Below are 26298 nucleotides of genomic sequence, written 5' to 3'. Positions count from 1 at the left end.
AACGGCTTGAACCCTAGGTGCATCCGCTGCGACCGCTGACGGCCGGAGCAGCAGCACGACGGGGGCCGGACGACCCGCGCACCCGAGCCGGAAGCGGCATCCACGGAAGGAACGGCCATGAGCATGGAAGGCGCGGCGTGGAGCTCGCTCTACAAGATCTCGACGGCGAAGGACAACAAGCACGGTTTCTCCCGGGAGACGGTCCGCCGGATCCTGACCTTCGCGGTGCCCTACCGCGCGAAACTGCTGCTCTTCATCCTGCTGTCCGTGGCCGGGGCGTTCCTGGCCGTCGCGACGCCGGTCCTGGCCGGCCAGGTGGTCGACGTCATCGTGGCCGGCGGCGAGGTCCGGACGATCGTGTGGCTCGCGTCCGTCATCGCCCTCGTGGCGATCGTGGACGCCGGGGTGTCCCTGCTGACCCGCTGGTACTCCTCGCGCATCGGTGAGGGCGTCATCCTGGATCTCCGCACCGCGGTGTTCAACCACGTCCAGAAGATGCCCATCGCCTTCTTCACCCGGACGCGGACCGGGGCCCTGGTCAGCCGCCTCAACAACGACGTCATCGGCGCGCAGCAGGCGTTCAGCGGCACCCTCTCCGGCGTGGTCACGAACGTCGTGGCGCTGATCCTCACCCTCGCCGTCATGCTGAGCACCTCCTGGCTGGTGACCGTCCTCGCCGTCCTCATGCTGCCGATCTTCCTGGTGCCGGCCCGCCGCATGGGCAGCCGCCTCGCCGCGCTCCGCCGCGAGGCGGCCGACCACAACTCGGCCATGAGCACGCAGATGACGGAACGCTTCTCGGCGCCCGGGGCCACGCTGGTCAAGCTCTTCGGCCGGCCCGACGAGGAGGCCGAGGAGTTCCGCGTCCGCGCTGCCCGCGTGCGGGACATCGGGGTGCGCACGGCGATGCTGCAGTTCGTCTTCTTCACCGCCCTCATGCTCGTCTCCGCGCTGGCGCTCGCCCTCGTGTACGGACTCGGCGGGACGCTCGCGCTCGCGGGCCGGCTCGAGACGGGAGACGTCGTCACGCTCGCGCTCCTCCTCACGCGCCTGTACGCGCCGCTGACGAGCCTCGCGAACGCGCGCGTCGAGATCATGAGCGCGATCGTCAGCTTCGAACGCGTCTTCGAGGTCCTCGACCTCGAACCGCTGATCCAGGAGAAGCCGGACGCCGCCGCCGTCCCCGACGGTCCCGTGTCCGTCGAGTTCGACGACGTCCGCTTCGCCTACCCGTCCGCCGACAAGGTCTCCCTCGCTTCCCTCGAGGAGGTCTCCACGCTCGACACCCGGGGCGGAGAGGAGGTGCTCCACGGGGTGTCCTTCCGCATCGACCCGGGCCAGACCGTGGCGCTCGTCGGGACCTCGGGTGCCGGCAAGTCGACCATCGCGCAGCTCCTGTCGCGCCTGTACGACGTCGACAGCGGCGCGGTGCGCCTCTCCGGCGTCGACGTCCGGGACGTCACGTTCGCCTCGATGCGCCACACCCTCGGCATGGTCACGCAGGACGGCCACCTGTTCCACGAGACCATCCTCGCGAACCTGCGCCTGGCGCGTCCGGACGCCACGGAGGACGAGGTGTGGGACGCCGTGCGCCGGGCCCGGCTGGAGCCGCTGATCCGGTCCCTGCCCGACCAGCTCGACACCATGGTGGGCGAGCGCGGGTACCGGCTGTCCGGCGGCGAGCGCCAGCGCATGACCATCGCGCGCCTCCTGCTCGCCCAGCCCCGCGTCGTGATCCTCGACGAGGCGACGGCCGCACTGGATTCGACGTCGGAGGCAGCCGTGCAGGCGGCCCTCAGCGAGGCCCTCGAGGGGCGGACGGCCATGGTCATCGCGCACCGGCTCTCGACGATCCGCAGCGCGGACCTGATCCTCGTGGTCGAGGACGGGGCGATCGTGGAGCGGGGGACGCACGAGGAGCTGCTCGTGGTCGGCGGACGGTACGAGGAACTGCACCGGACGCAGTTCGCCGTGCAGAAGAATGTGGCCGCGGACGAGCAGCCCGAGGCCCTGACCGGCGTCCAGGGGTCGGCGCTCTGACGAAGGCGCTCAGTCGGTGAACGCGGGGATGATCGCTCCCGCGAACACCTGCCAGGCCAGGGCGGTCTTCGCGACGAGGCTGAGGACGATGTACACGCGCTCGCCGTACAGGTAGTCGCGCCACGGGCCGACCTGCCGGTACTGGAGCAGCTGGTTGACGGCGAAGATGTTGAAGAACAGGAACAGCGAGATGATGATCCCGTAGACGAAGGCGGGCGGTTCGGCCGCACTCGTCGAGCCGAGGGACAGGAAGTAGACCAGGATGGCGAGCCAGGGTACGAGCCCGGCCAGCGATCCGAGGACGAAGGGCAGGAGGTTGCCGCTCCCGGGCTTCTCGTACTTCTCCTGCAGGGCACCGAAGCCGATCATCGCCGCGTTGACCGCGAACAGGCAGATCAGGGCCGCGACGTCGGTGATCCCGGTGGTCTGGGCGATGAGCCAGATCATCACGGACGAGCTCAGCGAGTACTCGACCCAGCGGAAGTAGTTGTGGCCTTCCTTCAACCCGGCCGCGTAGCGGGGGAAGAACAGGGAGGCCACCGCGAAGTGGAAGAGGGCGGACAGTGCCAGGAACAGGACGACGCCGGCGCCCACGTTCACCGCGAAGAGTTCCACGCGTTCGGGCGGGAGCGGGAAACCCGGAGGCCCCGTCAGGTAGTCCGCGGTGACGGGGAACGTGACCTGGTTCTCCAGCCTCAGCAGGATGACCGTGAAGAGGACCGCCTGCACGAGATGCAGCGCCCCGGCCGCGAGGTTGAACGGGCGCAGGCCGCGGGTGCGGTCGGGGCCCGGGCGGCCGCCCTCGACGGAGGCGGCGGCGGGGTCTGGACGGGATGCGCGTTCCATGGGACTTCCTCGGACGAGCGGACCTAAGCCATTCGGGGTGATCACCGTAGCACCGACGGTTCCGCCCGCCCAGAGTCTGCCTAGACTGGTTCATGATCATCGTCCTCGCCGGGATCGACGGTGCGGGCAAGAGCACCGCGGGTGTGCTGCTCGCGGAGCGGCTGACGGCAGCGGCCCGGCCCGCGATCCTCACCATGAACCGGTCGGGCCGCCGCAGCATCACCGCCTGGTGCGGGCGCCGGAACATCCACCCGCCGGTGGCCCTGCTCGATGCCGTGGAGACCGTCATCCGCAGCGTCAACGTGCTGGTCTCCCACGCCCGGGCGGGCACCCGTTCCGGCGTCGTCGTGATGGACCGCTACCTCTACTGCCAGCTCGCGCTCCGGCACCTGCGGGGACTGCCGGCCGGCAGGCTGCTGCCCTTCCTCCTCGCGGTCCTGCCCACGCCGGGCCTCGTGGTCTACCTCGACGTCCCCGCGGACCTCGCGCACGCCCGGGTCACGCGCCGGGCAGTGGACGTCGAGACCATCGAGTACCTGCACGGCCTCGACGCCGCGTATCGACAGCTGGCCGTCTTCCCGGCCTTCCTCGTCCTCGACGCGAGCCGCACGCCCGGGCAGCTCGTCGACGACATCCTGGCCGAGCTCGGGGTGCACGGAGCGGGATTCCGGTGACCCTCTTCCAATGGGGCTGCACCGCCGGGGACCATCGTGTCAGGACGCCGCCCGGCTCCCCACCGGTCCGGGGTCGCCGAGCAGCAGGGGGACGACGTAGCCGGTCAGCAGGGGAGCGATGTCCGGGCGTCCGGCCGCGTCCCCGAGGTCGAGCCAGGCGAGCTCCTCGATCTCGGCGGCGGGGACCGGCCCTGCGGTGAGGGGGCCGGTGGCGAGGGGGCAGAGGAACACGGTGGCCACCAGCCGGGTGTCCGCCTCGTTCGCGGCCGGCCCCTCCCAGGAGCCGAGCAGGGAGAGGTCCTCGGGGCGGACGCTCAGCCCGAGTTCCTCGAAGAGCTCGCGGACGCCGGTCTCCGCGGGGGTCTCACCCGGTTCCGGTTTGCCGCCGGGCTGCATGAACATGGTGGTGCCGCGCTTGCGGACGAGCAGCAGGCGGCCGTCGCCGTCGAGCAGGCACAACGCCGTGACCGTGATCGTCGGGGCCTCGGCCACGAGCCCTTGTCCTTCCCGCCCGGACGGGCCCGGCTGCCCGTGGCCCGCTGTGGTGCCCCTGGCCGGAATCGAACCGACGACCTTCCCTTTAGGAGAGGGACGCTCTATCCTACTGAGCTACAGAGGCTCGGATCGGCTGGTGTGCTCGATCCGGCGGTCCCAGCTTACCCGCTCTTCGTTCCCGGATTCGCGCCCGCCGTCCGGAGTGTCCGCGGCAGGAACACGGAGACGGCGCCGGCCACGAGGCTCAGCGCGAGCAGCGCCCAGCGCAGGACTGTCAGCGTCGAGGCCGGCAGCACGTCCCCGGTGCCGGCGAGCATCGCGTCGATCGCGACGTTCTCCCACAGGTCGACGACGACGAACAGGATCACCGGGGACCACAGCAGCCAGCGCAGCCGGCGTCGTCCGGTGTTGAGCTGGACCAGCAGGAGCCAGGCGAACGCGAAGATCAGCGGGAACAGGGTGCCGGCCGTCCGGTGGAGGTAGCTCAGCTGGCCGCGGGCGTCGTCGTCCATCGCCTCGCGGAGCCGGTCCGCGTAGTCGGTGTCGTAGCCGCCGATCATCATGTCGGGCATCGCGAGCCCACCCGAGAGCTGCGTCATCTGCCCGAGTGTGAGCAGGTGGAAGTACCAGAAGAGGAAGAGGGAGGCCACGGCGGCGGCGATGACGACCAGGCTGCCGTTGGGCCGCTGCCGGTCCGCGTGCGGTACTCCGGATGTGGAAGAGACGCCGGTGGAATGCTTGCGTGCGATCTGAGTCCTGGTGCGTGCCATGAGAGAAGTATGGGCGATGACGACGTCCGCGGGCCGTCCCGAAGACCCTTGGAACCACGGTCGCCGGTCCCCGACATATTCCCGCGGACAAAGCTTGTGATTGCGCTCACGGACGAAGCGCTGTTTTCTATAAGAATGTCCATTACAACTGCACTGCCCAAGACAACGGTCACCGAGGAAGTCGGCTGGCTCGCCGCGATCGACGCCGCCATCAACGCGGTGTTCGAACCCGTCACCGAGGTCTTCTCGACGATCGTGTTCTTCCCCATCACCATCGGTCCCGTGAGTTTCCCCTTCGTCGTGCTGTGGCTCATCGCGGCGGGCGTGATCTTCACGGTGTACTTCGGCTTCGTCCAGTTCCGGGGGCTGAAGATCGGGTACGAGGTGGTCCGCGGCCGATACTCGTCGAGCGATGACCCAGGAGAGGTGCCGCACTTCCAGGCCCTGACGTCTGCGTTGTCGGGGACGGTCGGGCTCGGGAACATCGCCGGCGTCGGTGCGGCCATGGCGCTCGGCGGCCCCGGTGCGACTTTCTGGATGATCCTCGCGGGCCTGCTCGGCATGGCGACGAAGTTCGCCGAGTGCACCCTCGGCGTCAAGTACCGGGAGGTCCACGAGGACGGGTCGATCAGCGGTGGCCCCTTCAAGTACCTGCCCATCGCGTTCAGGAAGTTCGGGAGTATTCCGGCAAAGATCCTGACCGGCATCTTCGCGGTCGCCATCCTGATCTTCGGCGTGGCCGGCGGCAACATGTTCCAGGCGAACCAGACCTTCGCCCAGGTCCAGAACGTCACGGGCGGAGCCGACGGATTCCTCGGCAGCCCCGGCGCCGCACTGATCTTCGGGCTCGTGCTCGCAGGACTGGTCGCCATGGTGATCCTCGGTGGGATCAAGTCCATCGGGGCCACCACCAGCCGGCTCGTGCCGGCGATGGGCATCGTCTACGTGGTGTCCTGCCTGCTCGTCATCCTGGTGAACTTCACCCAGGTCCCCGCCGCGATCGCTTCCATCTTCGAGGGCGCCTTCAGCCCTGAGGGATTCGCCGGCGGTGTCCTCGGCGTGATGATCGTCGGCTTCACACGTGCTGCGTTCTCCAACGAGGCGGGCCTGGGCTCGGCAGCGATCGCGCACTCCGCGGTGAAGACCCGCCGACCGGTCAGCGAGGGGTTCGTCGCCCTGTACGAGCCGCTCATCGACACGGTCGTGATCTGCACCATGACGGCGCTCGCCATCATCATCGCGGGCGCTCCCAGCCTGCAGGCCGGGATCGACCAGGTGCAGGCGGGCGAAGGGACGCCGGACGGCGTCATCCTCACCTCGGACGCCTTCGCCACCGTGTTCCCCTGGTTCCCCGTGGTCCTCGCCATCGCGGTGTCGCTCTTCGCCTTCTCCACGCTCATCACCTGGTCCTACTACGGGCTCAAGTCATGGCAGTACCTGTTCGGCCGCGGGAAGACCACGGAAGTCCTCTACAAGGTCATCTTCCTGTTCTTCACCGTCGCCGGGACCGTGCTGACCTTCAGCCAGGTCATCGCTTTCGCCGACGCCGCGCTGTTCGTCTGCGGGTTCGTGAACCTGCTCGGCGTGTACTTCCTGCTCCCCGTCATCAAGCGGGAGATGCGCGCGTACCTCGCGGATCGCAAGAGCGGCAAACTGTCGATCCTCGGGATCGAGGCGGACGAGCTGGAGGCCGAGAAGTAGTCCCCCACCACCGCGACCCTGCCCCCGCCGGTCCGCCGGCGGGGGCAGTCCTCTACCCGGGGAGGGACCCGGGGGTGTCGGGGGCACGGCCTAGACTTGGAGCACCATGGACATGCTCTTCGATCCCTACGTCTCCCCGCCCACGCCCGCCGAGAAGAAGGGCGCCCGGGCCGCAGCCATGGCAGCGGCCTCCGATGCGGCCGATCCTGCCACGGAGCACGTCCCCTCCCACATCGGCGCGGACGAGCACCGGGCCCGGGAACTCCTCGTGGGACTGAACCCCCAGCAGGAGGAAGCCGTGAAGCACGGCGGATCCCCGCTGCTGATCGTCGCCGGCGCCGGCTCGGGCAAGACCCGCGTGCTCAGCCACCGGATCGCCCACCTGCTGGCCACCGGCCGCTCGCACCCCGGGCAGATCCTCGCCATCACCTTCACGAACAAGGCCGCCGCCGAGATGCGCGAACGCATCGAGGGCCTGATCGGCGACGTCGCGAAGCGGATGTGGATCTCCACGTTCCACTCCTCCTGCGTGCGGATCCTCCGCCGCGAGGCCGCCTCCGTGGGCCTCAATTCGAACTTCTCGATCTACGACTCCGCCGACACCCTGCGCCTCATCACGCTCGTGGCCAAGGGGCTGGACCTGGATCCCAAGAAGTTCGCGCCGAAGGCGATCCAGCACAAGATCAGCGCCCTCAAGAACGAGCTCGTCGACGAGGAGACGTTCGCCTCGACCGCCGGCCTGTCGGATCCTTTCGAGCAGGCCGTCGCCGAGGTCTACACGGGCTACGCCCAGCGCATGCGCCAGGCCAACGCCATGGACTTCGACGACCTGATCGCCCAGACCGTCTACATGTTCCGGGCCTTCCCCGGCGTGGCCGACTACTACCGGCGGCGCTTCCGCCACGTCCTCGTCGACGAGTACCAGGACACCAATCACGCACAGTACGCCCTGGTCCGGGAGATCGTCGGCGTGCCGGGCGAGTCCTCGGACGACCCCGCGGAACTGACCGTCGTCGGCGACTCCGACCAGTCCATCTACGCGTTCCGCGGCGCCGACGTGCGGAACATCGTCGAGTTCGAGAACGACTACCCGAGCGCCCGGACCATCCTGCTGGAGCAGAACTACCGCTCCACGCAGAACATCCTCACCGCCGCGAACGCGGTCATCTCCCGGAACCCCGACCGGCCCGAGAAGCGGCTGTGGACGGCCGAGGGCAGCGGCGAGAAGATCGTGGGCTACGTGGGCGAGAACGAGCACGAGGAGGCCCGTTTCATCGCCGAGGAGATCGACCGCCTCCAGGACGAGGAGGACATCCGGCCCGGCGACGTCGCCATCTTCTACCGGACCAACGCCCAGTCACGCTCCGTCGAGGAGATCCTGCTGCGCGTCGGCCTGCCCTACAAGGTGGTGGGCGGAACCCGCTTCTACGAGCGCAAGGAGATCAAGGACGCCCTGGCGTACCTGCGCGTCCTCGTGAACTCCGACGACGTCGTCAACCTGCGCCGCATCCTCAACGAACCCAAGCGCGGCATCGGCGACCGCGCGGAGTACGCGATCGCGTCCCTCGGCGAGCGGGAACGCATCAGCTTCATGGACGCCCTGCGGCGGGCCGACCAGGCGCCGGGCATGGCCACGCGCTCGGTCAACGCCGTGACCGGGTTCGTGAAGCTGATCGACGATCTCGCGGAGGTCGCGAGCGGCTCCGGTGCCTCGGCGGCACTCGAGGCCGTCTTGGAGCAGACCGGCTACCTGGAACAGCTGCGCACCAGCAACGACCCGCAGGACGAGTCCCGCGTGGAGAACCTCGCCGAACTCGTCGCGGTCGTCCGCGAGTTCGAGAGGGACAACCCCGAGGGGACGCTCGGGGACTTCCTCGAGCAGGTGGCCCTCGTGGCCGACGCCGACCAGATCCCCGACGCCCCCGACGGATCGGCCGCCGACGTGCAGCGTGCCGTCGAGGAGGCCCGTGCCCAGGGCGTCGTCACCCTCATGACCCTGCACACCGCCAAGGGCCTGGAGTTCCCCGTGGTGTTCCTCACCGGCATGGAGCAGGGCATCTTCCCGCACCAGCGCTCCGCGACCGATCCGAAGGAACTCGCGGAGGAGCGGCGCCTGGCCTACGTGGGCCTGACCCGGGCCCGGCAGCGGCTCTACATCACACGCTCCGAGGTGCGCAGCATGTGGGGCCAGAGCCAGTACAACCCCGCGAGCCAGTTCGTCAGCGAGATCCCCGAGGAGCTCATCTCCTGGAAGCGGGAGGGCGCGGCGAAGCCCGCCTGGACCTCCGGCGGCAGTATCAGCGGGCCGCGGTTCAGCGGATCCTACTGGGGTGCGAGCGGCGGCGGGTTCACCGGCGGCGCCCCGGCGCCGTCCAAGAGCGTGGGACGCGTGCAGCCCCAGAAGGAAGTGGTGTCCGTCGCCGTCGGGGACCACGTCAACCACACGAGCTTCGGCAACGGCACGGTCCTGTCCGTCGAGGGGACGGGCGACAAGACCGTGGCGAAGGTCCGGTTCGACGTCGGCGAGAAGCGGCTGCTGCTGCGCTACGCGCCCCTCACCAAGGTCGCCTGAGCGGCGCGGATCATTCCCGGAATGCGCCTAGCAGTCCACAACATCCCCGCGCAAATTTCTACAAGGGATAGAAGTGTGGGGTTCCTCACGAAACGGATACTCTGGGGGAGGCCCCCGGCCCGAGGGACTAAAGTTCCCTCTTGTAAACCTACTTCGACGTCGAAGGACACTAGCTAAGTGGACCTGTTTGAATATCAGGCGCGCGATCTTTTCGAGGCACACGGGGTTCCCGTGCTCGCCGGCATCGTGGCGCAGACCCCAGAAGAAGCAAAGGCAGCAGCCGAGAAGATCGGCGGTGTCGTGGTCGTCAAGGCCCAGGTCAAGGTGGGCGGTCGCGGCAAAGCCGGCGGCGTCAAGGTCGCCAAGACCCCCGATGAGGCCTTCCAGTACGCTTCGGACATCCTCGGGATGGACATCAAGGGGCACACGGTCCACAAGGTGATGATCGCGCAGGGCGCGGACATCGCGGAGGAGTACTACTTCTCGGTCCTCCTCGACCGCTCCAACCGGAACTACCTGGCCATGTGCTCGGTGGAGGGCGGCATGGAGATCGAGCAGCTCGCCGTCGAACGCCCAGAGGCGCTCGCGCGCATCGCCGTCGACCCCGGCACGGGCATCGACCAGGCCAAGGCCGAGGAGATCGTCGACGCCGCGGGCTTCGCCCCGGAGCTCCGCGAGGGCGTCGTCGCCGCCATCCTCAAGCTCTGGGACGTCTTCGTGAAGGAGGACGCCACGCTCGTGGAGGTCAACCCGCTCGTGAAGACCGGCAGCGGCGAGATCCTCGCGCTGGACGGCAAGGTCACGATCGACGAGAACGCCGGGTTCCGCCAGGCGGGCCACGCCGCGCTCGAGGACACGGCCGAGACCGATCCCCTCGAGGCCAAGGCCAAGGAACACGACCTCAACTACGTCAAGCTCGACGGCCAGGTCGGCATCATCGGTAACGGCGCAGGGCTCGTCATGTCGACCCTCGACGTCGTCGCGTACGCCGGCGAGGCGCACGGCGGCGTTCTGCCGGCGAACTTCCTCGACATCGGCGGCGGAGCCTCCGCCGAGGTCATGGCCGCCGGTCTCGACGTCATCCTGAACGACTCGCAGGTCAAGAGCGTCTTCGTGAACGTCTTCGGCGGCATCACCGCCTGCGACGCCGTCGCCAACGGCATCGTGAAGGCCCTCGAGATGCTCGGCGACGAGGCCAACAAGCCCCTCGTGGTGCGCCTCGACGGCAACAACGTCGACGAGGGCCGCCGCATCCTCGCCGACGCCAACCACCCGCTGGTCACGCTCGCCGACACCATGGACGAAGGCGCCGACAAGGCCGCCGCGTTGGCCAACGGAAAGTAAGGGAACAGCCGCATGTCTATCTACCTCAACAAGGACTCCAAGGTCATCGTCCAGGGCATCACCGGCGGCGAGGGCACCAAGCACACCGCCCTCATGCTGAACGCCGGGACGCAGGTCGTCGGCGGCGTCAACGCCCGCAAGGCCGGCACCACGGTCACCCACGGCGACGTCACGCTCCCCGTCTACGGCACGGTCGAGGAAGCCATGAAGGAGACCGGCGCCGACGTGTCGATCGTCTTCGTCCCGCCGGCCTTCACGAAGGACGCCGTCGTCGAGGCCATCGAGGCCGGGATCGGGCTCGTCGTGGTCATCACCGAGGGTGTCCCCGTCCAGGACTCCGCCGCGTTCTGGGCCCTCGCCCAGTCCAGGGTCGACGCCGACGGCCGGCAGGTCACCCGCATCATCGGCCCCAACTGCCCGGGCATCATCACGCCCGGCGAGTCCCTCGTGGGCATCACCCCCGCGAACATCACGGGCAAGGGCGGCGTGGGCCTCGTCTCGAAGTCCGGCACGCTGACCTACCAGATGATGTTCGAGCTCCGCGACCTCGGCTTCTCGACGGCCATCGGGATCGGTGGCGACCCCGTCATCGGGACCACCCACATCGACGCCCTCGCGGCCTTCGAAGCGGACCCCGAGACCAAGGCCATCGTGATGATCGGCGAGATCGGTGGCGACGCCGAAGAGCGGGCCGCCGAGTTCATCAAGGCGAACGTGACCAAGCCCGTGGTCGGCTACGTCGCGGGCTTCACGGCCCCCGAGGGCAAGACCATGGGCCACGCCGGCGCGATCGTCTCCGGCTCCGCCGGGACCGCCCAGGCCAAGAAGGAAGCCCTCGAGGCCGCCGGCGTGAAGGTCGGCAAGACGCCGTCCGAGACCGCCAGGCTCCTCCGCGAGGTCTACGCCACCCTCTGACCCCGCCCGGCCGACAAGCCTCCTCCGCATCCGTGCGGGGGAGGCTTTCGCGTGGGACGGGCGAATACCGGACGCAGGGGAGGCGGCGGTGGAGGCTCCCCGCGCGCGGCTTGTAAGGTGACGACGGGGGACAACCGATTGCGTCAAGCAAGCTTCGAGGAGAACACCATGCGCGCGACCATCATCCACGGGCCCGGCGACATCCGGGTCGAGGACCGGGACTACCCGAGCATCATCCGTCCGACGGACGCCGTCGTGAAGGTCACGGCGTCCTGCGTCTGCGGCTCCGACCTCTGGCCCTACCGGGGTGTCCGGCCCACCAAGGAACCCAAGGCGATCGGCCACGAGTTCGTGGGCATCGTGGAGTCCGTGGGCGACGACGTCCGCGACCTCGCGGTGGGCGATTTCGTGATCGCCCCCTTCGTGGACAGCTGCGGCACCTGCCCGCAGTGCGTCAACGGCGTGACCGTGGCGTGCGACCACCTGGTCGGCTGGGGCAGCACCGACGAACACGGCGATGCGGTGCAGGGTGGCCAGGGCGAGGCCGTCCGCGTCCCCCAGGCCGACGGCACCCTGCGGAAGGTCGACGGCGTCACCGAGCCCGACGCCGCCCTGACGGCCAGCCTGCTCACCCTCTCCGACGTGATGTCCACCGGCCACCACGCCGCGGTGTCCGCGAACGTCGGGCCGGGCAGCACCGTCGTCGTCGTGGGTGACGGCGCCGTGGGCCTGTGCGGTGTCCTCGCCGCGAAGCGCCTCGGGGCCGAACGGATCATCGCCATGTCCCGCCACGCCGACCGCCAGGCGCTCGCCCGCGAGTTCGGGGCCACGGACATCGTCGCCGAGCGCGGCGACGCGGGCGTGGAGAAGGTGCGCGAACTGCTCGGGGGAGTCCTCGCCGACTCCGTCCTCGAATGCGTGGGCACCAAGGAGTCGATGGACCAGGCGCTGCGCAGCACGCGGCCCGGCGGTCACCTGGGCTTCGTGGGCGTCCCCGCCGGCGGGCCGGAGCTGCCCATCGGCGTGCTCTTCGCGAAGAACATCACCGTCGGCGGCGGCATGGCGCCGGCGCACACCTACATCCCGGAGCTGCTGAAGGACGTCCTCGACGGGACGATCAACCCGGGCCGTGTCTTCGACGTCGAGATGCCGCTCGAGGACGCCGCCGAGGCGTACAAAGCCATGGACGAGCGCCGCGCCATCAAGGTGCTGCTGAAGCCCTGACCCCGGGACGCCCCGACGCCGGAGGGCCCCTCGCGGAGGGGTCCTTCGGCGTGCCGTCCGGCCCCCGCCCACGGCGGAGTCCCGGAACGGGCAGAATGAAGGCATGACGACGACGCCCGGCTCGGATTCCGCCTATCTCATCTCCAGGGAACGCCTCATCGCAGCGCCCGCCGCCCGCATCTTCGAGGTCCTCGCCACGCCGGCGCTCCACAGCGTCATCGACGGCTCCGGGACGGTTCGCGGCGAGCAGCCCAACGGCCCGGCCCGCCTGTCGCTGGGTGCGAAGTTCGGGATGGACATGACGATGGGTCCGTCCTACAAGATCCTGAACCGCGTGGTCGAGTTCGAGGAGGGCCGCCGGATCGCCTGGCGGCACTTCTCCGCCCACGTCTGGCGCTACACGCTGGAACCGCGGGACGGCGGGACGCTCGTGCGCGAGGAGTGGGACGGCCGTGCCGTGCGCTGGCGGGTCCTCTTCAGGCTCACCGGGTTCACGCGGCGGCACCCGGCGAGCATCGAGGCGACCCTCGGGAAGCTCGAGGACTACGTCCTGCAGCACGTCGATCCCGCCCAGGCCCCGCCCGCGTAGACGCCCGCCCGTCACGGCCAGGGCGCCCGGCCGGCTCAGGCCACCGATGTGCCGAACAGCAGGCCGAGCCCGTAGGTCACCGCGGCGGCGCCGAGCCCGATACCCAGCTGCCGGAGCGCCAGCCGCAGCGGCGAGGCGCCGGACAGGAGCGCGACGACGGCCCCGGTCGCCAGCAGCGCCAGGCCCACGAGGACGCAGGCGACGACGACCGCGAGGATGCCGCTGAGCCCCAGCAGGTACGGCAGCACCGGGATGATCGCGCCGGACGCGAAGAAGCAGAAGCTCGAGGCCGCGGCCCCGAGTCCCGTGCCGACCGCCTCGTGCTCGTCGACGGCGCCGTCCTCCTCGGGCTGCAACGAGTAGCTCGGGTCGCAGTCGCAGCCGAACAGGCCCATCCGCTCCGCCGCCCGGTGCTCCGCGGCCGCGCGCGTCATGCCCCTGGCGCGATACACCAGCACCAGCTCGTTCGCGGCGATGTCGAGTTCCTTGGCCGCCGTCAGCGTGATCTGCGTGGGGCGCGTGGCGGACAGCAGTTCGCGCTGGGACCGGACGGACACGTACTCGCCGGCGCCCATCGACAGCGCACCCGCGAGCAGGCCGGCCAGCCCGCTGAAGAGGATGAACGACGTCGGGACACCGGTGGCCCCGATGCCCATGACGAGCGCGAGGTTGCTGACGAGGCCGTCGTTCGCACCGAAGACGGCGGCCCGGAAGTTGCCGGAGAGCCGGTTGCGGCCGCGCGTGGCGAGGCCGCGGACCACCTCCTCGTGGATCTGTTCGTCGGCGGCCATCGCGCTCGTGGCCGAGGGGTCCGAGGCGTAGGGGGAGCGGCCCTCCGCCCGCTGCGCGAGGGCGAGGACGAACACGGAGCCGAAGCGGCGCGCGAGCACCCCCAGGAGCCTGTTGCGGACGGACGGCCGCAGGGGCCGGCCGACGTCGTCGCCCAGGAGTGCGAGCCAGTGCGCCTCGTGACGGCCCTCCGCCTCGGCCAGGCCGAGCAGGATCTCGCGTTCCTCTCCGGTCCTGCGGCGGGCGAGATCGCGGTAGGTGGCGGCCTCGGCGCGTTCGTCAGCGAGGTACTGGCGCCAGCGCCTCACATCGTCGCGGGACGCGGGTCGTACGGGGGTGTTCTCGGGGTTGTCCAAGGGAATGCTCCGGTTGCTCGGGGCAAGTGCACGCCCCGGCCGAAGCAGGAGGCTCCGGCCGGGGACCACAGTTGCGTCGTATCGGCCGAAGGTCTCGCTCGCCGGTTGTACCGGTGGACTGCCGGGCGCCGATGGCGCCAGTATGTCGACAGGCCGCGCACCCTGGGTGCGGAGCTACTCCCCTTCGACCGACCATGCTACCGGACGGGGCGGTGACCGTCGTCGCCGGTCCACCGGGGACCCGGCGGTATGTTCGAGTACAGGAACGCACCGACCGCGCGCTACAGTCGGACGGATAACAGAAAGCAGGCTTATGGATCTGGCAGCCCGTCCCTGGGTCGAGAGCTACGCGCCGGGTGTGCCCCGGTCCTTCACCGTGCCCGAGGGCACGCTGTCCGACCTCCTCGACGCGTCCGTGGCGGCCCATGGCCCGCGCACGGCCCTGGAGTTCTTCGGCGCCGCGACGACCTACGCCGAGCTGGGCGCGGCGGTGGACCGGGCGGCGGCCGGGCTGCTGGCCCTCGGCGTCGGGGCGGGGGACCGCGTGGCCCTCGTGCTCCCGAACTGCCCCCAGCACATCGTCGCGTTCTACGCCGTCCTCCGGCTCGGCGCGATCGCCGTCGAGCACAACCCCCTCTACACGGACCGCGAACTGCGGCACCAGTTCGAGGACCACGGCGCCAAGGTGGCGATCGTCTGGGACCGGGTGGTCCCGAGCGTGCAGCGGCTGCCCGCCGACATCCCGGTCACCGCGGTGGTGTCGGTGGACCTCATCGGGGCGATGCCCGTCTCGCGCCGGCTGGCGCTGAAGCTCCCCGTGCGCCGCGCACGGGAGGCCAGGGCAGCGCTCACCACCCGGGAGAAGCTCGGCGGTCCCCGCAGGGTTCTCGCCTGGCGGGACCTGCTGCACCACAGGCCGCTGCCAGACCGGCACCCCCGGCCCTCCGCGGAGGACACGGCGGTCCTGCAGTACACCAGCGGCACCACGGGCGTCCCCAAGGGCGCCGTCCTCACCCACCGGAACCTGCTGGCGAACGCGGCCCAGGGGCGGGCCTGGGTGCCGGGCCTCGACGTCGGACGCGAGACGGTCTACGCCGTCCTGCCCATGTTCCACGCCTACGGGCTGACGCTGTGCCTGACCTTCGCGGTGAGCATCGGCGCGAAGCTCGTCCTGTTCCCGCGCTTCGACGTTTCGTTGGTGCTCGACGCCATCCCGAAGAGCCCACCCACCTTCCTGCCGGCGGTACCCCCCATCTACGACCGGCTCGCGGCCGGGGCGGCCGAGCGCGGGGTGGACCTCCGCAGCATCCGGTTCGCGATCTCCGGTGCCATGAACCTCCCGCAGGCCACGGTGGAGACCTGGGAGGCGGCGACGGGCGGCTACCTCATCGAGGGCTACGGGCTCACCGAGACGTCCCCCGTCTCGGCGGGCAACCCGATCGGCCCCACGCGGCGGCCCGGCACGATCGGTGTGCCCTTCCCCGGTACCGACGTCCGTATCGTCGACCCGCAGGACCCGAGCCGTGACCGTGCGCCGGGCGAGGCGGGAGAGCTGCTCCTCAAGGGGCCGCAGGTGTTCCAGGGCTACTGGCGGCGGCCGGACGAGACCGAGGCCGCCCTGCTCGACGGATGCTGGTTCCGCACCGGGGACATCGTCACGATGGACGCCGACGGCTTCCTGACGATCGTGGACCGCATCAAGGAACTCATCATCACCGGCGGGTTCAACGTCTCGCCGAGCGAGGTGGAGGGCGTCCTCCGCGCACAGCCCGGGGTCGCTGATGCCGCCGTCGTCGGGCTCCCGCGAGCCGGCGGCGGCGAGGACGTGACTGCCGCCGTTGTCCTCGAGCAGGGCGCACCCCTCGACGTCGAGGCGCTGCGGGCGTCGTGCCGCGGCGCGCTCGCCGCCTACAAGGTTCCACGCACTATCGTCCAGGTGGAGGACCTGCCCCGATCACTGATCGGGAAGGTCCTCCGCCGCGAGGTGCGCTCCCAACTGATCAACGATGGCCATCGGGCCGAAGGAGAAGGTGACGGTCGATGACCGAATCGAGCCATGTGCGGGCCGGAGAGCCCGCTGGGAAGGGCCCCTGGCGTGACAGCCTCGGGAACGCCAGCATCCGGGCGGCGCAGGTACTCCTGCTGCTGGTCCTCGGTGTGGTGGCCGTGTACGCACTGATCCAGGTACGCCTGGTGGTGATCCCGATGCTGCTCGCGATCATCCTCGCGGCTGCGATCGGGCCCTTCGTGAACTGGCTGCGGCGGAAGGGCCTGGGTGCCTCCACCGCGACCGCGGTGTCCTTCCTGCTCCTGCTGCTGGTCTTCAGCAGTGTCATCGCGGGTATCGTCCTCGCCGTCGTGGGCCAGGCCGACGAACTGGTCAGCAGCGCCACCAAGGGCTTCGACCAGCTCTACGCGTTCGCGCAGAACGGCCCCATCCCGATCGACGACACGCAGATCCAGGAGGCCCGGGACTGGGCCATCGACTTCGCCACGAGCAGCACGGCGGGCGCCGGGGCGATCTCGGGGCTCAGCGCGGCGGGGAACTTCTTCGCCGGTGGCCTGCTCATGGTGGTCATCCTCTTCTTCTTCCTCAAGGACGGCGAAAAGATCTGGGCCTTCATGCTGCGCGCCTTCAAGGGCAAGCGCCTCGTCAAGGCCAGGCGGGTCGGCTACAGCAGCATGGCGGTCCTCGGCGGCTATGTGCGCGGAACGTCGATCGTCGCCCTGGTGGACTCGGTCTTCATCGGCCTCGCCCTCTTCTTCCTCGGCGTCCCCCTGGCGCTTCCCCTGGCAGCCATCGTCTTCATCGGGGCCTTCATCCCCCTCGTCGGAGCCACGCTGGCCGGCGTCCTCGCGGCGCTGATCGCGCTCGTGGCCAACGGGCCGTTCGTCGCCCTCATGGTGGTCATCGTGGTCATCGTCGTCAACCAGCTCGAGGGCAACTTCCTGCAGCCCGTGGTGATGGGCCGCACGCTGCAGGTCCACGCGCTCGTGATCCTCTTCGCCCTGACCGCCGGCACCATCCTCGCCGGCATCATCGGCGCGATCCTCTCCGTCCCGGTCGCTGCGGTCGTGTGGGCGGCCATCAAGGCCTGGAACGGGGAGAAGGACGAGGACATCACCCAGGAGGAGATCGAGGAGGCCGAGATGCAGACGGCCCTCGACGAGACGGGGCACGGACTGAGCTCGACCCCGGTGGAGGAGCAGGAGACCAAGAAGGCGGCGGCCCTGTCGGCCGCCGACGACGCCGACGAGCGCCCGACCCTGCAGGAGCGGACGGCCGGGGACCTCGACGACGGCGACCACGACGATGCTCTCCCGACCGGACCGGCGGGTGCCGCCGGTTCCGGTCGCGGGGGATCCTCGTCCGTCGAACGGTAGGGCTGCAGGCTCCCCCTGGACCGAAGGAAGGGCTCCCGGCATGTGCCGGGAGCCCTTCTCGTCCGATCGTCAGGGAGCGTCGCCCGCCGGGACGCCCACCCGGCCGTCCTCCGGCACGTCGCCGGCGACCCTGCGGTCCCACGCGTCCATGACGCCCGTCTCCGTGGGCCGCGTGCCCAGCGAGACCGCCACGTACACGAGCGCCGACACCCCGAGCCCCCAGTAGATCGGGTCGTTCGCGTAGATGCCGTCGTACTGGTTCTCCGCGGTGACTTCGAGGTACGCCATGACGCCGAGCGTGACGAGCGTCCCGGCCGCCATGGAGGCGCCGGCGCCGACCCCGTTGCCGCGGCGCCAGACGAGGCCACCGAGGATCGCGACGAGGAGCCCCCCGACGAGGATGTCGTACGCGATGGTCAGCGCGGCCACCACGTCCTGCACGGCCACGGCGAGGGCGATCGCGACGACGCCGAGGCCGAGGACCCACCAGCGGCTCGAGGCGACGTCGTGCTCCGACGACGACCGCTCGCCGCCGCCCTTGCCGAACCAGCCGGCCACGAACGGCACGACGTCGGTCCGCGCCACGGTGGCGGCGGCGATGAGCGCGCCGGACGCCGTGGACATCATCGCGGCCACGGCCGCGGCGAGGACGAGTCCGCCGACGCCGATCGGCAGGACGTTCAGGGCGATGTCCGCGTACACGTCGTCCTTCGACTCGATCGCGGGCAGGATGACGCTGGCGCTCATGCCGATCACGGCGCCCGCGACGCCGTAGAGGATGCAGTAGACGCCGGCGGTCGCCCCGCCCCAGCGGGCGATCTCCGGCGTCCGGGAGGTGAAGACGCGCTGCCAGATGTCCTGGCCGATCAGCAGGCCCAGCGTGTAGACCACGAAGTAGGTGATGATGCTCTGCGCGCCGATCCCGGTGATGCTGAAGAACTCGTCGCCGGCGCGCTCGGCGATGCCGTCGAACCCGCCGGCCGCTGCGAGGGAGAAGGGCAGCATGAGGGCGAAGACGCCGATGGTCTTGATGACGAACTGGGCCATGTCGGCGAGGGTGATGGACCACATGCCGCCGATCGTGGAGTAGATCAGGACGATCGCCCCGCCTACCGCGATGGACACCGCGCGGTCCCAGCCGAAGAGCACCACGAAGATCGTGGCGTAGGCGCCCGTCGACGTGGCACAGAGCATGAGGGTGTAGGCGAGCATGACGATCCCGGACACCCTCGTGGCGCGGTGGCTGTACCGCAGCGTGAGCATCTGCGAGACGGTGTAGATCTTCAGCTTCTGGATGGTGGGCGCGAAGAGCAGGCTGAGCAGCAGGACGCCGGTGCCGATGGCCACCACGAGCCACATGCCGGAGATGCCGTACTGGTAGCCGAGCCCCACCCCGCCCACCGTGGAGGCGCCGCCCAGGACGACGGCGGCCATGGTGCCGGTGTAGAGGAGGGGGCCGAGGCGGCGTCCGGCCACGAGATAGTCGCTGGCGTTCCGGGTGCGGGACTTCCCCCACCACCCGAAGCCCAGCATGGCCACGAGGTAGGCCACCACGATGGCGATATTGAGTGCTTGCATTGGACGAAATCCTTCGGAAGGCGCGGTCAGATGCCCTGGAGGCAACTATTGTTGCCCTGTAAGCTACTCGTGACGCGGCTCACGCGTCAATCGTGGCATGCTCGTATGACGTCCTCCCTTCGGCGGCGATGCGGGCGATCGCCGTAGGAGAGGACACGCATGAAGGCCCTGCCCGTCGAGCCCACCAACGCTCCGGTGGCCATCGGATCCCGGATCCGTGCCGCACGGCAGGCCCAGCGCATGACCATCGAGCAGGTCGCCGATTCCACGGGCCTGACGAAGGGCTTCCTGAGCAGGGTGGAGCGCGACCTCACCTCGCCGTCGGTCGCCTCGCTCGTGACGCTGTGCCAGGTGCTGTCCATCTCGGTCGGGGACCTGTTCCTGGTCCCGAAGACCCACCTGACGCGGCTCGCCGAGGCGCCCCGGGTCAGCCTGGGCGGGCAGGGCATCACCGAACGGCTCCTGACGGCGCGCTCGGAGCGCCGCCTCCAGGTGATCCGTGCCGTCGTCGAACCCCACGGCCGGGGCGAGGACGAGCTCTACTCCGTGGACTGCGAGGTGGAGACCGTGCACGTGGTCGAGGGCCGCTTCGTACTGATCTTCCCGAACGACCGCTACGACCTCGGCGCCGGTGACACCCTCACCTTCCCGGGACGGGAACCCCACACCTGGATCAACCCGGACGGGCGGGAGGCCGTGGTGCTGTGGACGCTCGTCCCGGCGGCCTCCCGCGCGTGACGGTGCCGGCTCCCGCGCGATTCAGCCCACGTGCACCCAGGGGCGCTTCGTCACGTCCGGTTCGGCGCCGCGCAGCACCTCGCGCGTGACCGGGGCGATCTCGCCCTCGCCGGTGAACAGGAACCTGAAGAGGTTGGCCACCGGGTCCCCCTCCGTCCAGCGGAAGTAGACGTGGGGCATGAGCCCGGTGACGTCCCGGATGTGCAGCATCACGGCGGCGATGGTGTTCGGGACGTTCGAGCTGTGGACCTCGAGGACGCGGTACCCGTGCCGGACCACGCCGTGCACGCGCAGTTCCGTCTCGAAGTCGGACGAGTCGTCCACCGTCACCTCGATGAACAGGGGCCGCGCGGTGGCCGGGACGTGCGAGACCCTGCAGGCGTGCTCGAGCTTGTCGCGGTAGGCGGCCCTGCTGAGCCGCTTCGGTTCGTGGGCGATCAGCAGGATGTCGCCGTCGTCCTGCGCGCTGACGAAGGAGAGTGCGGCCTCGTCCAGCCGGATGCTCGTCGCCCGCAGCTCGAACGCCCGCCGCGAGCGGGAGGCGAACGAGATGACGATGATGCCGAGGATGAAGCACCCGGCGATCTTCAGCCCCTCGGGCCGCTCGACGATGTTGACCGCCGTCGTCAGCACGAACACCCCCGCCGCGATGCCGAACCCGAGGGCCCTGCCGCGCTGCTGCTTCCGCCGCGCCGACAGCGTCACGGCCACCGACGCGGAGGTGATCAGCGCGAGGACGCCCGTGGCGTAGGCGCCGCCCTGCGCCTCGACGTCGGCCTCGAAGAAGATCGTGACCAGGACGGCGATGACGGTGATGACGAGGACGAGCGGACGCACGGCCTTCGCCCACTCCGGAGCCATCCCGTAGCGCGGCAGGTAGCGGGGCACGAGGTTGAGCAGGCCGGTCATGGCGGAGGCGCCGGCGAACCAGAGGATGCCGATGGTCGAGATGTCGTACACCGTGCCGAAGCCGTCGCCGAGGTACTCGTGGGCGAGGTAGGCGAGCGCGCGGCCGTTCGCCGGGCCTCCCTCCCCGAACGCGGCGGCGGGGATGAGGAGGGTGGTCACGACGCTCGAGGCGACCAGGAAGCCGCTCATGATGAGTGCGGCGGAGGTGAGGAGTCTGTGCGCACCGGCGATCCTGCCGGCCGGGTTCTGCTCGGTGTCGGCGGGCCCGCCCTGGATCTGCGGCATCACCACGACGCCGGTCTCGAAGCCCGACAGCCCCAGCGCCAGGCGGGGGAAGACCAGCACGGCCAGCCCCACCATGACGAGCGGGTTGCCGTACTGCGTGGTCAGGGCCGCCCACCAGGACACCGCCAGACCGCCCTGCGTCACGATCTGGGCCAGGGCGACGACGATCACGCACAGGTTCAGCAGCAGGAACACCGCGACGAGGCCGACGGCGATGCCGATGGCCTCCGTGAAGCCCCGCAGGAAGACCCCCGACAGGGCTCCGAGGAACAGGACGGTGAGGAGGACCTGCTGCCCCTGCAGGCCCGCGGGCGCGAACGGGTTCTCGATGAGGTGGGCGCTCGCGTCGGCGGCCGAGAGGGTCATGGTGATGAGGAAGCTCGTCGCGGCGAAGCCGAGCAGCACCAGCACGAAGACCTTGCCGCGCCACTTCGGCAGGAGCTTCTCGAGCATCGCGATGGACCCTTCCCCGCGCGGGCTCTCCGACGCCACCCGCTTGTACACCGGCAGTGCGGCGAACAGGGTCACCGCCACGAGGACGAGGGTGGCCAGCGGCGACAGCGCACCGGCCGCGGCCACGGCGATCGCGGGCTGGTAGCCGAGGGTGGAGAAGTAGTCGACACCGGTCAGGCACATCACCTTCCACCAGGACTGGGGGTGCTCCTGGTCGGGCCGGTGGGAGGCCGGCTGTCCCGATTCGTTGAGCAGCCAGCGCTCGAGGCGCCGACGGGTGTCGGCCCGGGCGGGAGGCCGTGGACGGGTGCGTACGGAGGAGCTCACCCGATCACGGTAGGACCCCGCTGTCGGTCGGGAGCCGGTCTTTACGCATCCTTGATGGGCCTCACCCCATCCGCGCCCGCCGGGTGATCCTTGACCGGACCGCAGCGCGCCAATAGCCTGATACAAAACCTTTGATGCATATTGGGCAACTTTGCGAGCGCCCGGATCGGACGGACACTGTGGAAGAACTGCGCGTCACCGGAGGCGGCCGTCTCGGCCCCATCGACTCCTCCCGCATCCCCCGATACGCCGGCGCCGCCACCTTCGCGCGACTGCCCCGCCTGGACCAGGTGGACCGCGCGGACATCGCCGTCGTCGGCGTCCCCTTCGACTCCGGGGTCTCCTACCGGCCCGGCGCCCGGTTCGGCGGCAACCACATCCGCGAGGCCTCGCGCCTGCTCCGGCCCTACAACCCCGCGCTGGACGTCTCCCCGTTCGAGCGCGTGCAGGTGGCCGACGCCGGCGACATGGCCGTCAACCCGTTCAACATCAACGAGGCCATCGAGACGGTGCAGCAGAACGCGCTGGACCTGACCGCCGACGGCGCCCGCCTCGTCACCCTCGGCGGCGACCACACCATCGCACTGCCCCTCCTGCGTGCGGCCGCCGAGCGCGCCGGGGCACCCGTGGCGATGCTGCACTTCGACGCCCACCTGGACACGTGGGACACCTACTTCGGCGCCGAGTACACGCACGGCACCCCGTTCCGGCGTGCCGTCGAGGAGGGCATCCTCGACACCGAGGCCATCTCCCACGTCGGGACGCGCGGCCCCCTCTACGGCGTCCGTGACCTCGAGGACGACCGCCGCTTCGGTTTCGGGATCGTGACCTCCTCCGACGTCTACCGGCAGGGCGTGGACGAGGTGGTGGACAAGCTGCGGCAGCGCATCGGCACCCGCCCGCTCTACGTCTCGGTCGACATCGACGTCCTCGACCCGGCCCACGCACCCGGTACCGGGACGCCCGAGGCCGGCGGCATCACGAGCCGCGAGCTGCTCGAGATCCTCCGCGGACTGCGCGGGCTGAACCTGGTCGGTGCCGACGTCGTCGAGGTGGCGCCCGCCTACGACCACGCGGAGCTCACGGGGGTCGCGGCGTCCCACGTCGCCTACGATCTCGTGACACTGATGGCCGACACCCTCACTCCCGCGACCCCGACGACCGGGGAGCGGTAGATGGACGTCACCGCCGGCGCGGCCTCCGCGCCCCCCGCACCCGTCACCGGCCAGCGCAACGGCGGTGACCTCGTGGTCGAGACGCTCACCGCCCTCGGCGCGACGACCGTCTTCGGCATCCCCGGCCAGCACGCCCTGGGCCTGTTCGACGCGCTGTCCCGCTCCGAGCTCCGGTTCGTCTCCTCCCGCGTGGAGAACAACTCGGCCTTCGCCGCCGACGGCTTCTCCCGGGCCACCGGCGACGTCGGCGTCCTGTTCCTGTCCACCGGTCCCGGCGCGCTCACCTCCCTCGCAGGCCTGCAGGAGGCGTACGCCACCGGCGTGCCCATGGTGGTCGTCGCGAGCCAGATCCCGCTCGAGGGCCTCGGCGCACGGCGCAAGGGCATGCTGCACCAGCTGGACGACCAGAAGGCCTCCGCGGCGAACGTCACGAAGAGCCAGCGGCTGATCCAGCACGCCTCCGGGATCCCGTCCGCCATCCAGGACGCCTGGACCGAGGCGGTGTCCTCGCCGCAGGGCCCCGTGTGGGTGGAGGTGCCGCAGAACGTGCTGCTGGACCCCGTGATGGTCCCGCAGGTGGAGGACGCCCTCGCGGAGCCCTTCGACAACCCGCCGCGCATCGAGCTCGTGCGCGAGGCCGTCGCCTGGCTGAAGGACTCGCGGCGTCCCGCGATCGTGGCCGGCGGCGGGGCGCGCCGCGGGCGGGCCGAGGAGTGGCTGCTCTCCGTCGCCGAGAAGCTCGGGGCGCCGGTGGTCTGCTCGCCGGGCGGCAACGGCGCCTTCCCCTGGACCCACGAACTCTCCCTGCAGTCCTGGGTCGAGGACCGCTACGTGACGGAGGTCCTCGAGGATGCCGACGTGCTGCTGGTGATCGGGTCGTCCCTGGGCGAGGTGACGTCCAACTACTTCACGATGGAGCCCCGCGGCCGCATCATCCAGATCGACGCCGAGCCCCGCGTCCTCGAGTCCAACCGCCCGGCCCTCGGCATCCGCGCCGACGCAGGCCAGGCGCTCGCCGCGCTCGACGCGGCACTCGAGCCGCTGGCCCGCGACCGCCTGCCCGGCTACGACGCCGCCGCGCTCGTCGCCGAGACCCTCCGGCGGGTCGGCGCGCGGCTCGACGCGCAGGACCTCGGCAAGGAACGCGCGTTCATGCAGGACATCCGCGACGCCGTCCCGTCCGGCATGCAGACCTTCTGGGACATGACGATCTCCGCCTACTGGGCCTGGAGCTGCTGGGACGCCCGCGAGGGCCAGTTCCACTCGGCCCAGGGTGCCGGCGGCCTCGGCTTCGGCTTCCCCGGCGCCATCGGCGGGTCCGTCGGACTGGCATCGCACGGCCTGCCCGCGCGCGTCCTCGCCGTGTCCGGCGACGGTTCGGCGATGTACTCCATCGCCGAGCTCGCGACCGCCCGGCAGCACGACATCCCCGTCACCTGGCTGATCGTGGACGACGGCGGCTACGGCATCCTCCGCGAGTACATGGAGGGGGCCTTCGGCCAGGCCACCGCGACCGAGCTCGCCCGCCCCGACTTCGTGGCCCTCGCGGAATCGTTCGGGGTGCCGGCACGGAGGGTGGCGCCCGAGGGCGTCGGCGAGGCGCTCCGCGAGAGCCTCGCCGCGGACGGCCCGAACGTCGTCGTGGTGGAGACGCTGCTGCGGCTGTTCGCTCCCACCCACCTCGATCAGTAGGCTTTCTTTTTCCGCGGCGGGGTGAGAGTGTCGGAAGAACCGCTCGACCCCGTACATCGAGGAAGGAACCCCATGGCATTCAGCAAGGGCGACAAGGTCACCTGGAACACCCCGCAGGGCACCACCGAGGGGAAGGTCGTGGAGAAGCACGAGAAGGAATTCAGCTTCGACGACCAGAAGTTCAAGGCCTCGAAGGACGAGCCCTACTACACCGTGGAGAGCGCGAAGTCGGGCAAGCAGGCCGCACACAAGGAAAGCGCGCTGTCGAAGAAGTAGCAGGGTGGAAGTAGCAGGGTGCAGGACGAGGGGACGCTCCGACGGGGCGTCCCCTCGTCGCGTCCGCTACGTCAGCGGATCGTGGCCCCAGTTCATCAGCGAGTACCGCCACCTCGACGTCTCGAGGTCCTCCTTCGCCGGCTTCTGCGCGAGATGGCGGTGGACGTAGCCGACGACCGTGTGCATGTGCTCGACGTCCCCGGGCGTGAGGTCGTCCCGCTTCGTGCGCAGGATGCCGAGGATCCTCCTGCCGGACCGGTGGCCCACGGACTCACCGCCGTCCTCCTCCTTCTGGCCCACCGATCGGGACTCCTCGGTGTCGAGCCACTCCTCCAGCCGGGACGGACTCATGTTCACCGCGTCCTTCCACCGGGGCCAGATCTCGTCGAGGTCGTGCGTGTTCTCGGGCATGGAGTACCTTCCGTAGCAGGTTCTGGACAGGAGGCGAACCCCGGAGGATTCCCGGGGCACGCGGTGGACTAATCCTAAGCATGCTGATAGTTGTTGAGGGTAGGTCGAACCAACCTCGAAGGAGCTTTACATCATGGCAGGAAATCTTTTGGCACGATCCGCCCACGATCTCGGCGCGGCAGCCTGGTTCGGTGGAACCCTGATGGGCGCCGTCGGCCTCAACGGAGCCACCGGCAAGGCGAAGGACCCCAAGGAGCGCACACGCCTCTCCGCCCTCGGCTGGGCCAAGTGGACCCCGGTCCAGGTCGCGGCCTTCGCGGCGCACGCCGCCGGAGGCATCGGCCTGATCCTCGGCAACAAGGGTCGCGTCGCGGCCCAGGATTCCGTGGGATCCAACACCGTCCTGAAGTCCGTCGTGACCGTGATCGGCATGGCCCTCTCGCTGTACTCGGGCATCCTCGGCAAGAAGGTCGGCGAACTCGCCGAGCAGGGGAGCGCGGGCGCGACCGAACCCCGTCCCGGCGCCAGCGACGAACTCGCCAAGGCCCAGTCCCAGCTCAAGACCACGCAGTGGCTCCTGCCCGTCATCAGCGGCATCGTCGTCGTGATGGGTGCGAAGCAGGGCGAGATGCAGCGTCCCGAGAACGTCAAGAAGGGCCTGCTCCGGAAGTAGTCCTCCGGCACGCTCCTGAACCCCGCAGCGGCCACCGCCCCGCGCCACCCGGCGCCCGGCAGTGGCTCCTGCGGGGTTCTGC

The 26298-nt window shown here is 70.1% G+C and carries 22 protein-coding genes and 1 tRNA gene; 15 read left to right on the top strand and 8 right to left on the bottom strand.

Features of this window, described 5'->3' with window-relative positions:
• Positions 1-117 precede the first annotated feature (117 nt).
• Entirely contained in the window at positions 118-2040 is a 1923-nt protein-coding gene (locus ACSGDB_RS02265) for an ABC transporter ATP-binding protein (protein WP_434992518.1), read from the top strand.
• A gap of 9 nt (positions 2041-2049) precedes the next feature.
• Here ACSGDB_RS02265 and heR read toward each other — a convergent pair whose 3' ends face one another.
• Complete coding sequence (gene heR, locus ACSGDB_RS02260; protein WP_434992516.1) at positions 2050-2886, bottom strand: heliorhodopsin HeR; 837 nt, start codon at positions 2884-2886, stop codon at positions 2050-2052.
• A gap of 92 nt (positions 2887-2978) precedes the next feature.
• On the opposite strand from heR, the gene ACSGDB_RS02255 reads away from it, so the two are divergent.
• On the top strand, positions 2979-3560 hold the full coding sequence (locus tag ACSGDB_RS02255) for a dTMP kinase (protein WP_434992514.1): 582 nt from the start codon (positions 2979-2981) through the stop codon (positions 3558-3560).
• A gap of 39 nt (positions 3561-3599) precedes the next feature.
• Here ACSGDB_RS02255 and ACSGDB_RS02250 read toward each other — a convergent pair whose 3' ends face one another.
• The 3 genes from ACSGDB_RS02250 to ACSGDB_RS02240 all read right to left on the bottom strand — a co-directional run bounded on the left by ACSGDB_RS02250 (position 3600) and on the right by ACSGDB_RS02240 (position 4825).
• Complete coding sequence (locus tag ACSGDB_RS02250) at positions 3600-4052, bottom strand: NUDIX hydrolase (protein WP_434992512.1); 453 nt, start codon at positions 4050-4052, stop codon at positions 3600-3602.
• Positions 4053-4102: 50 nt separating this feature from the next.
• Positions 4103-4179: transfer RNA gene (locus ACSGDB_RS02245), tRNA-Arg, on the bottom strand.
• A gap of 37 nt (positions 4180-4216) precedes the next feature.
• Positions 4217-4825: a hypothetical protein gene (locus ACSGDB_RS02240; RefSeq protein WP_434992511.1), complete on the bottom strand. Its 609-nt coding sequence runs from the start codon at positions 4823-4825 to the stop codon at positions 4217-4219.
• A gap of 135 nt (positions 4826-4960) precedes the next feature.
• Here ACSGDB_RS02240 and ACSGDB_RS02235 point away from each other — a divergent pair, with 135 nt between their 5' ends.
• The 6 genes from ACSGDB_RS02235 (at position 4961) to ACSGDB_RS02210 (ending at position 13170) form a co-directional block, all read left to right on the top strand.
• The gene (locus ACSGDB_RS02235; protein WP_434992510.1) at positions 4961-6526 is read left to right on the top strand and encodes an alanine/glycine:cation symporter family protein; all 1566 of its coding nucleotides are present in this window, start codon (positions 4961-4963) and stop codon (positions 6524-6526) included.
• A gap of 106 nt (positions 6527-6632) precedes the next feature.
• Positions 6633-9098 carry a DNA helicase PcrA gene (gene pcrA, locus ACSGDB_RS02230; protein ID WP_434992507.1) on the top strand — a complete coding sequence of 822 codons (2466 nt, stop codon included), beginning with the start codon at positions 6633-6635 and terminating at the stop codon, positions 9096-9098.
• A 177-nt stretch (positions 9099-9275) separates the two neighbouring features.
• Positions 9276-10442 carry an ADP-forming succinate--CoA ligase subunit beta gene (gene sucC, locus ACSGDB_RS02225; protein WP_434992504.1) on the top strand — a complete coding sequence of 389 codons (1167 nt, stop codon included), beginning with the start codon at positions 9276-9278 and terminating at the stop codon, positions 10440-10442.
• Positions 10443-10454: 12 nt separating this feature from the next.
• Entirely contained in the window at positions 10455-11357 is a 903-nt protein-coding gene (gene sucD / locus ACSGDB_RS02220) for a succinate--CoA ligase subunit alpha (RefSeq protein ID WP_434992502.1), read from the top strand.
• Between the two features lie 168 nt (positions 11358-11525).
• Positions 11526-12581 carry a zinc-dependent alcohol dehydrogenase family protein gene (locus ACSGDB_RS02215; protein WP_434992500.1) on the top strand — a complete coding sequence of 352 codons (1056 nt, stop codon included), beginning with the start codon at positions 11526-11528 and terminating at the stop codon, positions 12579-12581.
• A gap of 103 nt (positions 12582-12684) precedes the next feature.
• Positions 12685-13170, top strand: coding sequence for an SRPBCC family protein (locus tag ACSGDB_RS02210; protein ID WP_434992498.1), 486 nt, complete (start codon positions 12685-12687; stop codon positions 13168-13170).
• Between the two features lie 35 nt (positions 13171-13205).
• On the opposite strand, the gene ACSGDB_RS02205 is transcribed toward ACSGDB_RS02210, so the two are convergent.
• Positions 13206-14315, bottom strand: coding sequence for a VIT1/CCC1 transporter family protein (locus ACSGDB_RS02205; protein WP_434992497.1), 1110 nt, complete (start codon positions 14313-14315; stop codon positions 13206-13208).
• 313 nt (positions 14316-14628) lie between these two features.
• Here ACSGDB_RS02205 and ACSGDB_RS02200 point away from each other — a divergent pair, with 313 nt between their 5' ends.
• Together ACSGDB_RS02200 and ACSGDB_RS02195 are read left to right on the top strand one after the other, a co-directional pair.
• Positions 14629-16359, top strand: a complete 1731-nt coding sequence (locus ACSGDB_RS02200) for a long-chain-fatty-acid--CoA ligase (protein ID WP_434992496.1) — start codon at positions 14629-14631, stop codon at positions 16357-16359.
• Positions 16356-17699: an AI-2E family transporter gene (locus ACSGDB_RS02195; RefSeq protein ID WP_434992495.1), complete on the top strand. Its 1344-nt coding sequence runs from the start codon at positions 16356-16358 to the stop codon at positions 17697-17699. Before ACSGDB_RS02200 ends, ACSGDB_RS02195 begins: the two co-directional genes overlap by 4 nt.
• Before the next feature lie 69 nt (positions 17700-17768).
• On the opposite strand, the gene ACSGDB_RS02190 is transcribed toward ACSGDB_RS02195, so the two are convergent.
• The gene (locus tag ACSGDB_RS02190) at positions 17769-19277 is read right to left on the bottom strand and encodes a sodium:solute symporter (RefSeq protein WP_434992493.1); all 1509 of its coding nucleotides are present in this window, start codon (positions 19275-19277) and stop codon (positions 17769-17771) included.
• Positions 19278-19436: 159 nt separating this feature from the next.
• Here ACSGDB_RS02190 and ACSGDB_RS02185 point away from each other — a divergent pair, with 159 nt between their 5' ends.
• A complete protein-coding gene (locus ACSGDB_RS02185) occupies positions 19437-20015 on the top strand; it encodes a helix-turn-helix domain-containing protein (RefSeq protein ID WP_434992491.1) in 579 nt (192 codons plus the stop codon).
• Positions 20016-20036: 21 nt separating this feature from the next.
• Here the strand turns inward: ACSGDB_RS02185 and ACSGDB_RS02180 are convergent, their stop codons facing one another.
• Positions 20037-21845 (bottom strand): amino acid transporter, encoded by a 1809-nt coding sequence (locus ACSGDB_RS02180; RefSeq protein WP_434992577.1) that lies wholly within the window; start codon positions 21843-21845, stop codon positions 20037-20039.
• A 323-nt stretch (positions 21846-22168) separates the two neighbouring features.
• Between ACSGDB_RS02180 and speB the strand changes: the two genes are divergently transcribed.
• The 3 genes from speB (at position 22169) to ACSGDB_RS02165 (ending at position 25132) form a co-directional block, all read left to right on the top strand.
• The gene (gene speB, locus ACSGDB_RS02175) at positions 22169-23164 is read left to right on the top strand and encodes an agmatinase (protein ID WP_434992490.1); all 996 of its coding nucleotides are present in this window, start codon (positions 22169-22171) and stop codon (positions 23162-23164) included.
• Positions 23165-24856, top strand: a complete 1692-nt coding sequence (locus ACSGDB_RS02170; RefSeq protein ID WP_434992488.1) for a thiamine pyrophosphate-binding protein — start codon at positions 23165-23167, stop codon at positions 24854-24856. It begins immediately after the preceding gene.
• 72 nt (positions 24857-24928) lie between these two features.
• The gene (locus tag ACSGDB_RS02165; protein WP_434992487.1) at positions 24929-25132 is read left to right on the top strand and encodes a DUF2945 domain-containing protein; all 204 of its coding nucleotides are present in this window, start codon (positions 24929-24931) and stop codon (positions 25130-25132) included.
• A gap of 66 nt (positions 25133-25198) precedes the next feature.
• Here the strand turns inward: ACSGDB_RS02165 and ACSGDB_RS02160 are convergent, their stop codons facing one another.
• Complete coding sequence (locus ACSGDB_RS02160; RefSeq protein ID WP_434992486.1) at positions 25199-25543, bottom strand: DUF3140 domain-containing protein; 345 nt, start codon at positions 25541-25543, stop codon at positions 25199-25201.
• Positions 25544-25676: 133 nt separating this feature from the next.
• Here ACSGDB_RS02160 and ACSGDB_RS02155 point away from each other — a divergent pair, with 133 nt between their 5' ends.
• On the top strand, positions 25677-26216 hold the full coding sequence (locus ACSGDB_RS02155; RefSeq protein ID WP_434992485.1) for a hypothetical protein: 540 nt from the start codon (positions 25677-25679) through the stop codon (positions 26214-26216).
• The last annotated feature ends 82 nt before the right edge of the window (positions 26217-26298 follow it).

This window comes from Arthrobacter sp. Ld5 (assembly GCF_051172775.1).
Lineage (GTDB): Bacteria > Actinomycetota > Actinomycetes > Actinomycetales > Micrococcaceae > Arthrobacter_D.
Note: the sequence above shows the minus strand (reverse complement) of the source record. Positions and strands in the feature narration are given on the sequence as shown.

What these genes read in the sequence shown, in the direction of transcription:
- ACSGDB_RS02265 (WP_434992518.1), top strand. Translation starts at nt 118, where the DNA reads ATGAGCATGGAAGGCGCGGCGTGGAGCTCGCTCTACAAGATCTCGACG.
- heR (WP_434992516.1), bottom strand. Translation starts at nt 2,886, where the DNA reads ATGGAACGCGCATCCCGTCCAGACCCCGCCGCCGCCTCCGTCGAGGGC.
- ACSGDB_RS02255 (WP_434992514.1), top strand. Translation starts at nt 2,979, where the DNA reads ATGATCATCGTCCTCGCCGGGATCGACGGTGCGGGCAAGAGCACCGCG.
- ACSGDB_RS02240 (WP_434992511.1), bottom strand. Translation starts at nt 4,825, where the DNA reads ATGGCACGCACCAGGACTCAGATCGCACGCAAGCATTCCACCGGCGTC.
- ACSGDB_RS02235 (WP_434992510.1), top strand. Translation starts at nt 4,961, where the DNA reads ATGTCCATTACAACTGCACTGCCCAAGACAACGGTCACCGAGGAAGTC.
- pcrA (WP_434992507.1), top strand. Translation starts at nt 6,633, where the DNA reads ATGGACATGCTCTTCGATCCCTACGTCTCCCCGCCCACGCCCGCCGAG.
- sucD (WP_434992502.1), top strand. Translation starts at nt 10,455, where the DNA reads ATGTCTATCTACCTCAACAAGGACTCCAAGGTCATCGTCCAGGGCATC.
- ACSGDB_RS02215 (WP_434992500.1), top strand. Translation starts at nt 11,526, where the DNA reads ATGCGCGCGACCATCATCCACGGGCCCGGCGACATCCGGGTCGAGGAC.
- ACSGDB_RS02210 (WP_434992498.1), top strand. Translation starts at nt 12,685, where the DNA reads ATGACGACGACGCCCGGCTCGGATTCCGCCTATCTCATCTCCAGGGAA.
- ACSGDB_RS02200 (WP_434992496.1), top strand. Translation starts at nt 14,629, where the DNA reads ATGGATCTGGCAGCCCGTCCCTGGGTCGAGAGCTACGCGCCGGGTGTG.
- ACSGDB_RS02195 (WP_434992495.1), top strand. Translation starts at nt 16,356, where the DNA reads ATGACCGAATCGAGCCATGTGCGGGCCGGAGAGCCCGCTGGGAAGGGC.
- ACSGDB_RS02190 (WP_434992493.1), bottom strand. Translation starts at nt 19,277, where the DNA reads ATGCAAGCACTCAATATCGCCATCGTGGTGGCCTACCTCGTGGCCATG.
- ACSGDB_RS02185 (WP_434992491.1), top strand. Translation starts at nt 19,437, where the DNA reads ATGAAGGCCCTGCCCGTCGAGCCCACCAACGCTCCGGTGGCCATCGGA.
- ACSGDB_RS02180 (WP_434992577.1), bottom strand. Translation starts at nt 21,845, where the DNA reads ATGTGCCTGACCGGTGTCGACTACTTCTCCACCCTCGGCTACCAGCCC.
- ACSGDB_RS02170 (WP_434992488.1), top strand. Translation starts at nt 23,165, where the DNA reads ATGGACGTCACCGCCGGCGCGGCCTCCGCGCCCCCCGCACCCGTCACC.
- ACSGDB_RS02165 (WP_434992487.1), top strand. Translation starts at nt 24,929, where the DNA reads ATGGCATTCAGCAAGGGCGACAAGGTCACCTGGAACACCCCGCAGGGC.
- ACSGDB_RS02160 (WP_434992486.1), bottom strand. Translation starts at nt 25,543, where the DNA reads ATGCCCGAGAACACGCACGACCTCGACGAGATCTGGCCCCGGTGGAAG.
- ACSGDB_RS02155 (WP_434992485.1), top strand. Translation starts at nt 25,677, where the DNA reads ATGGCAGGAAATCTTTTGGCACGATCCGCCCACGATCTCGGCGCGGCA.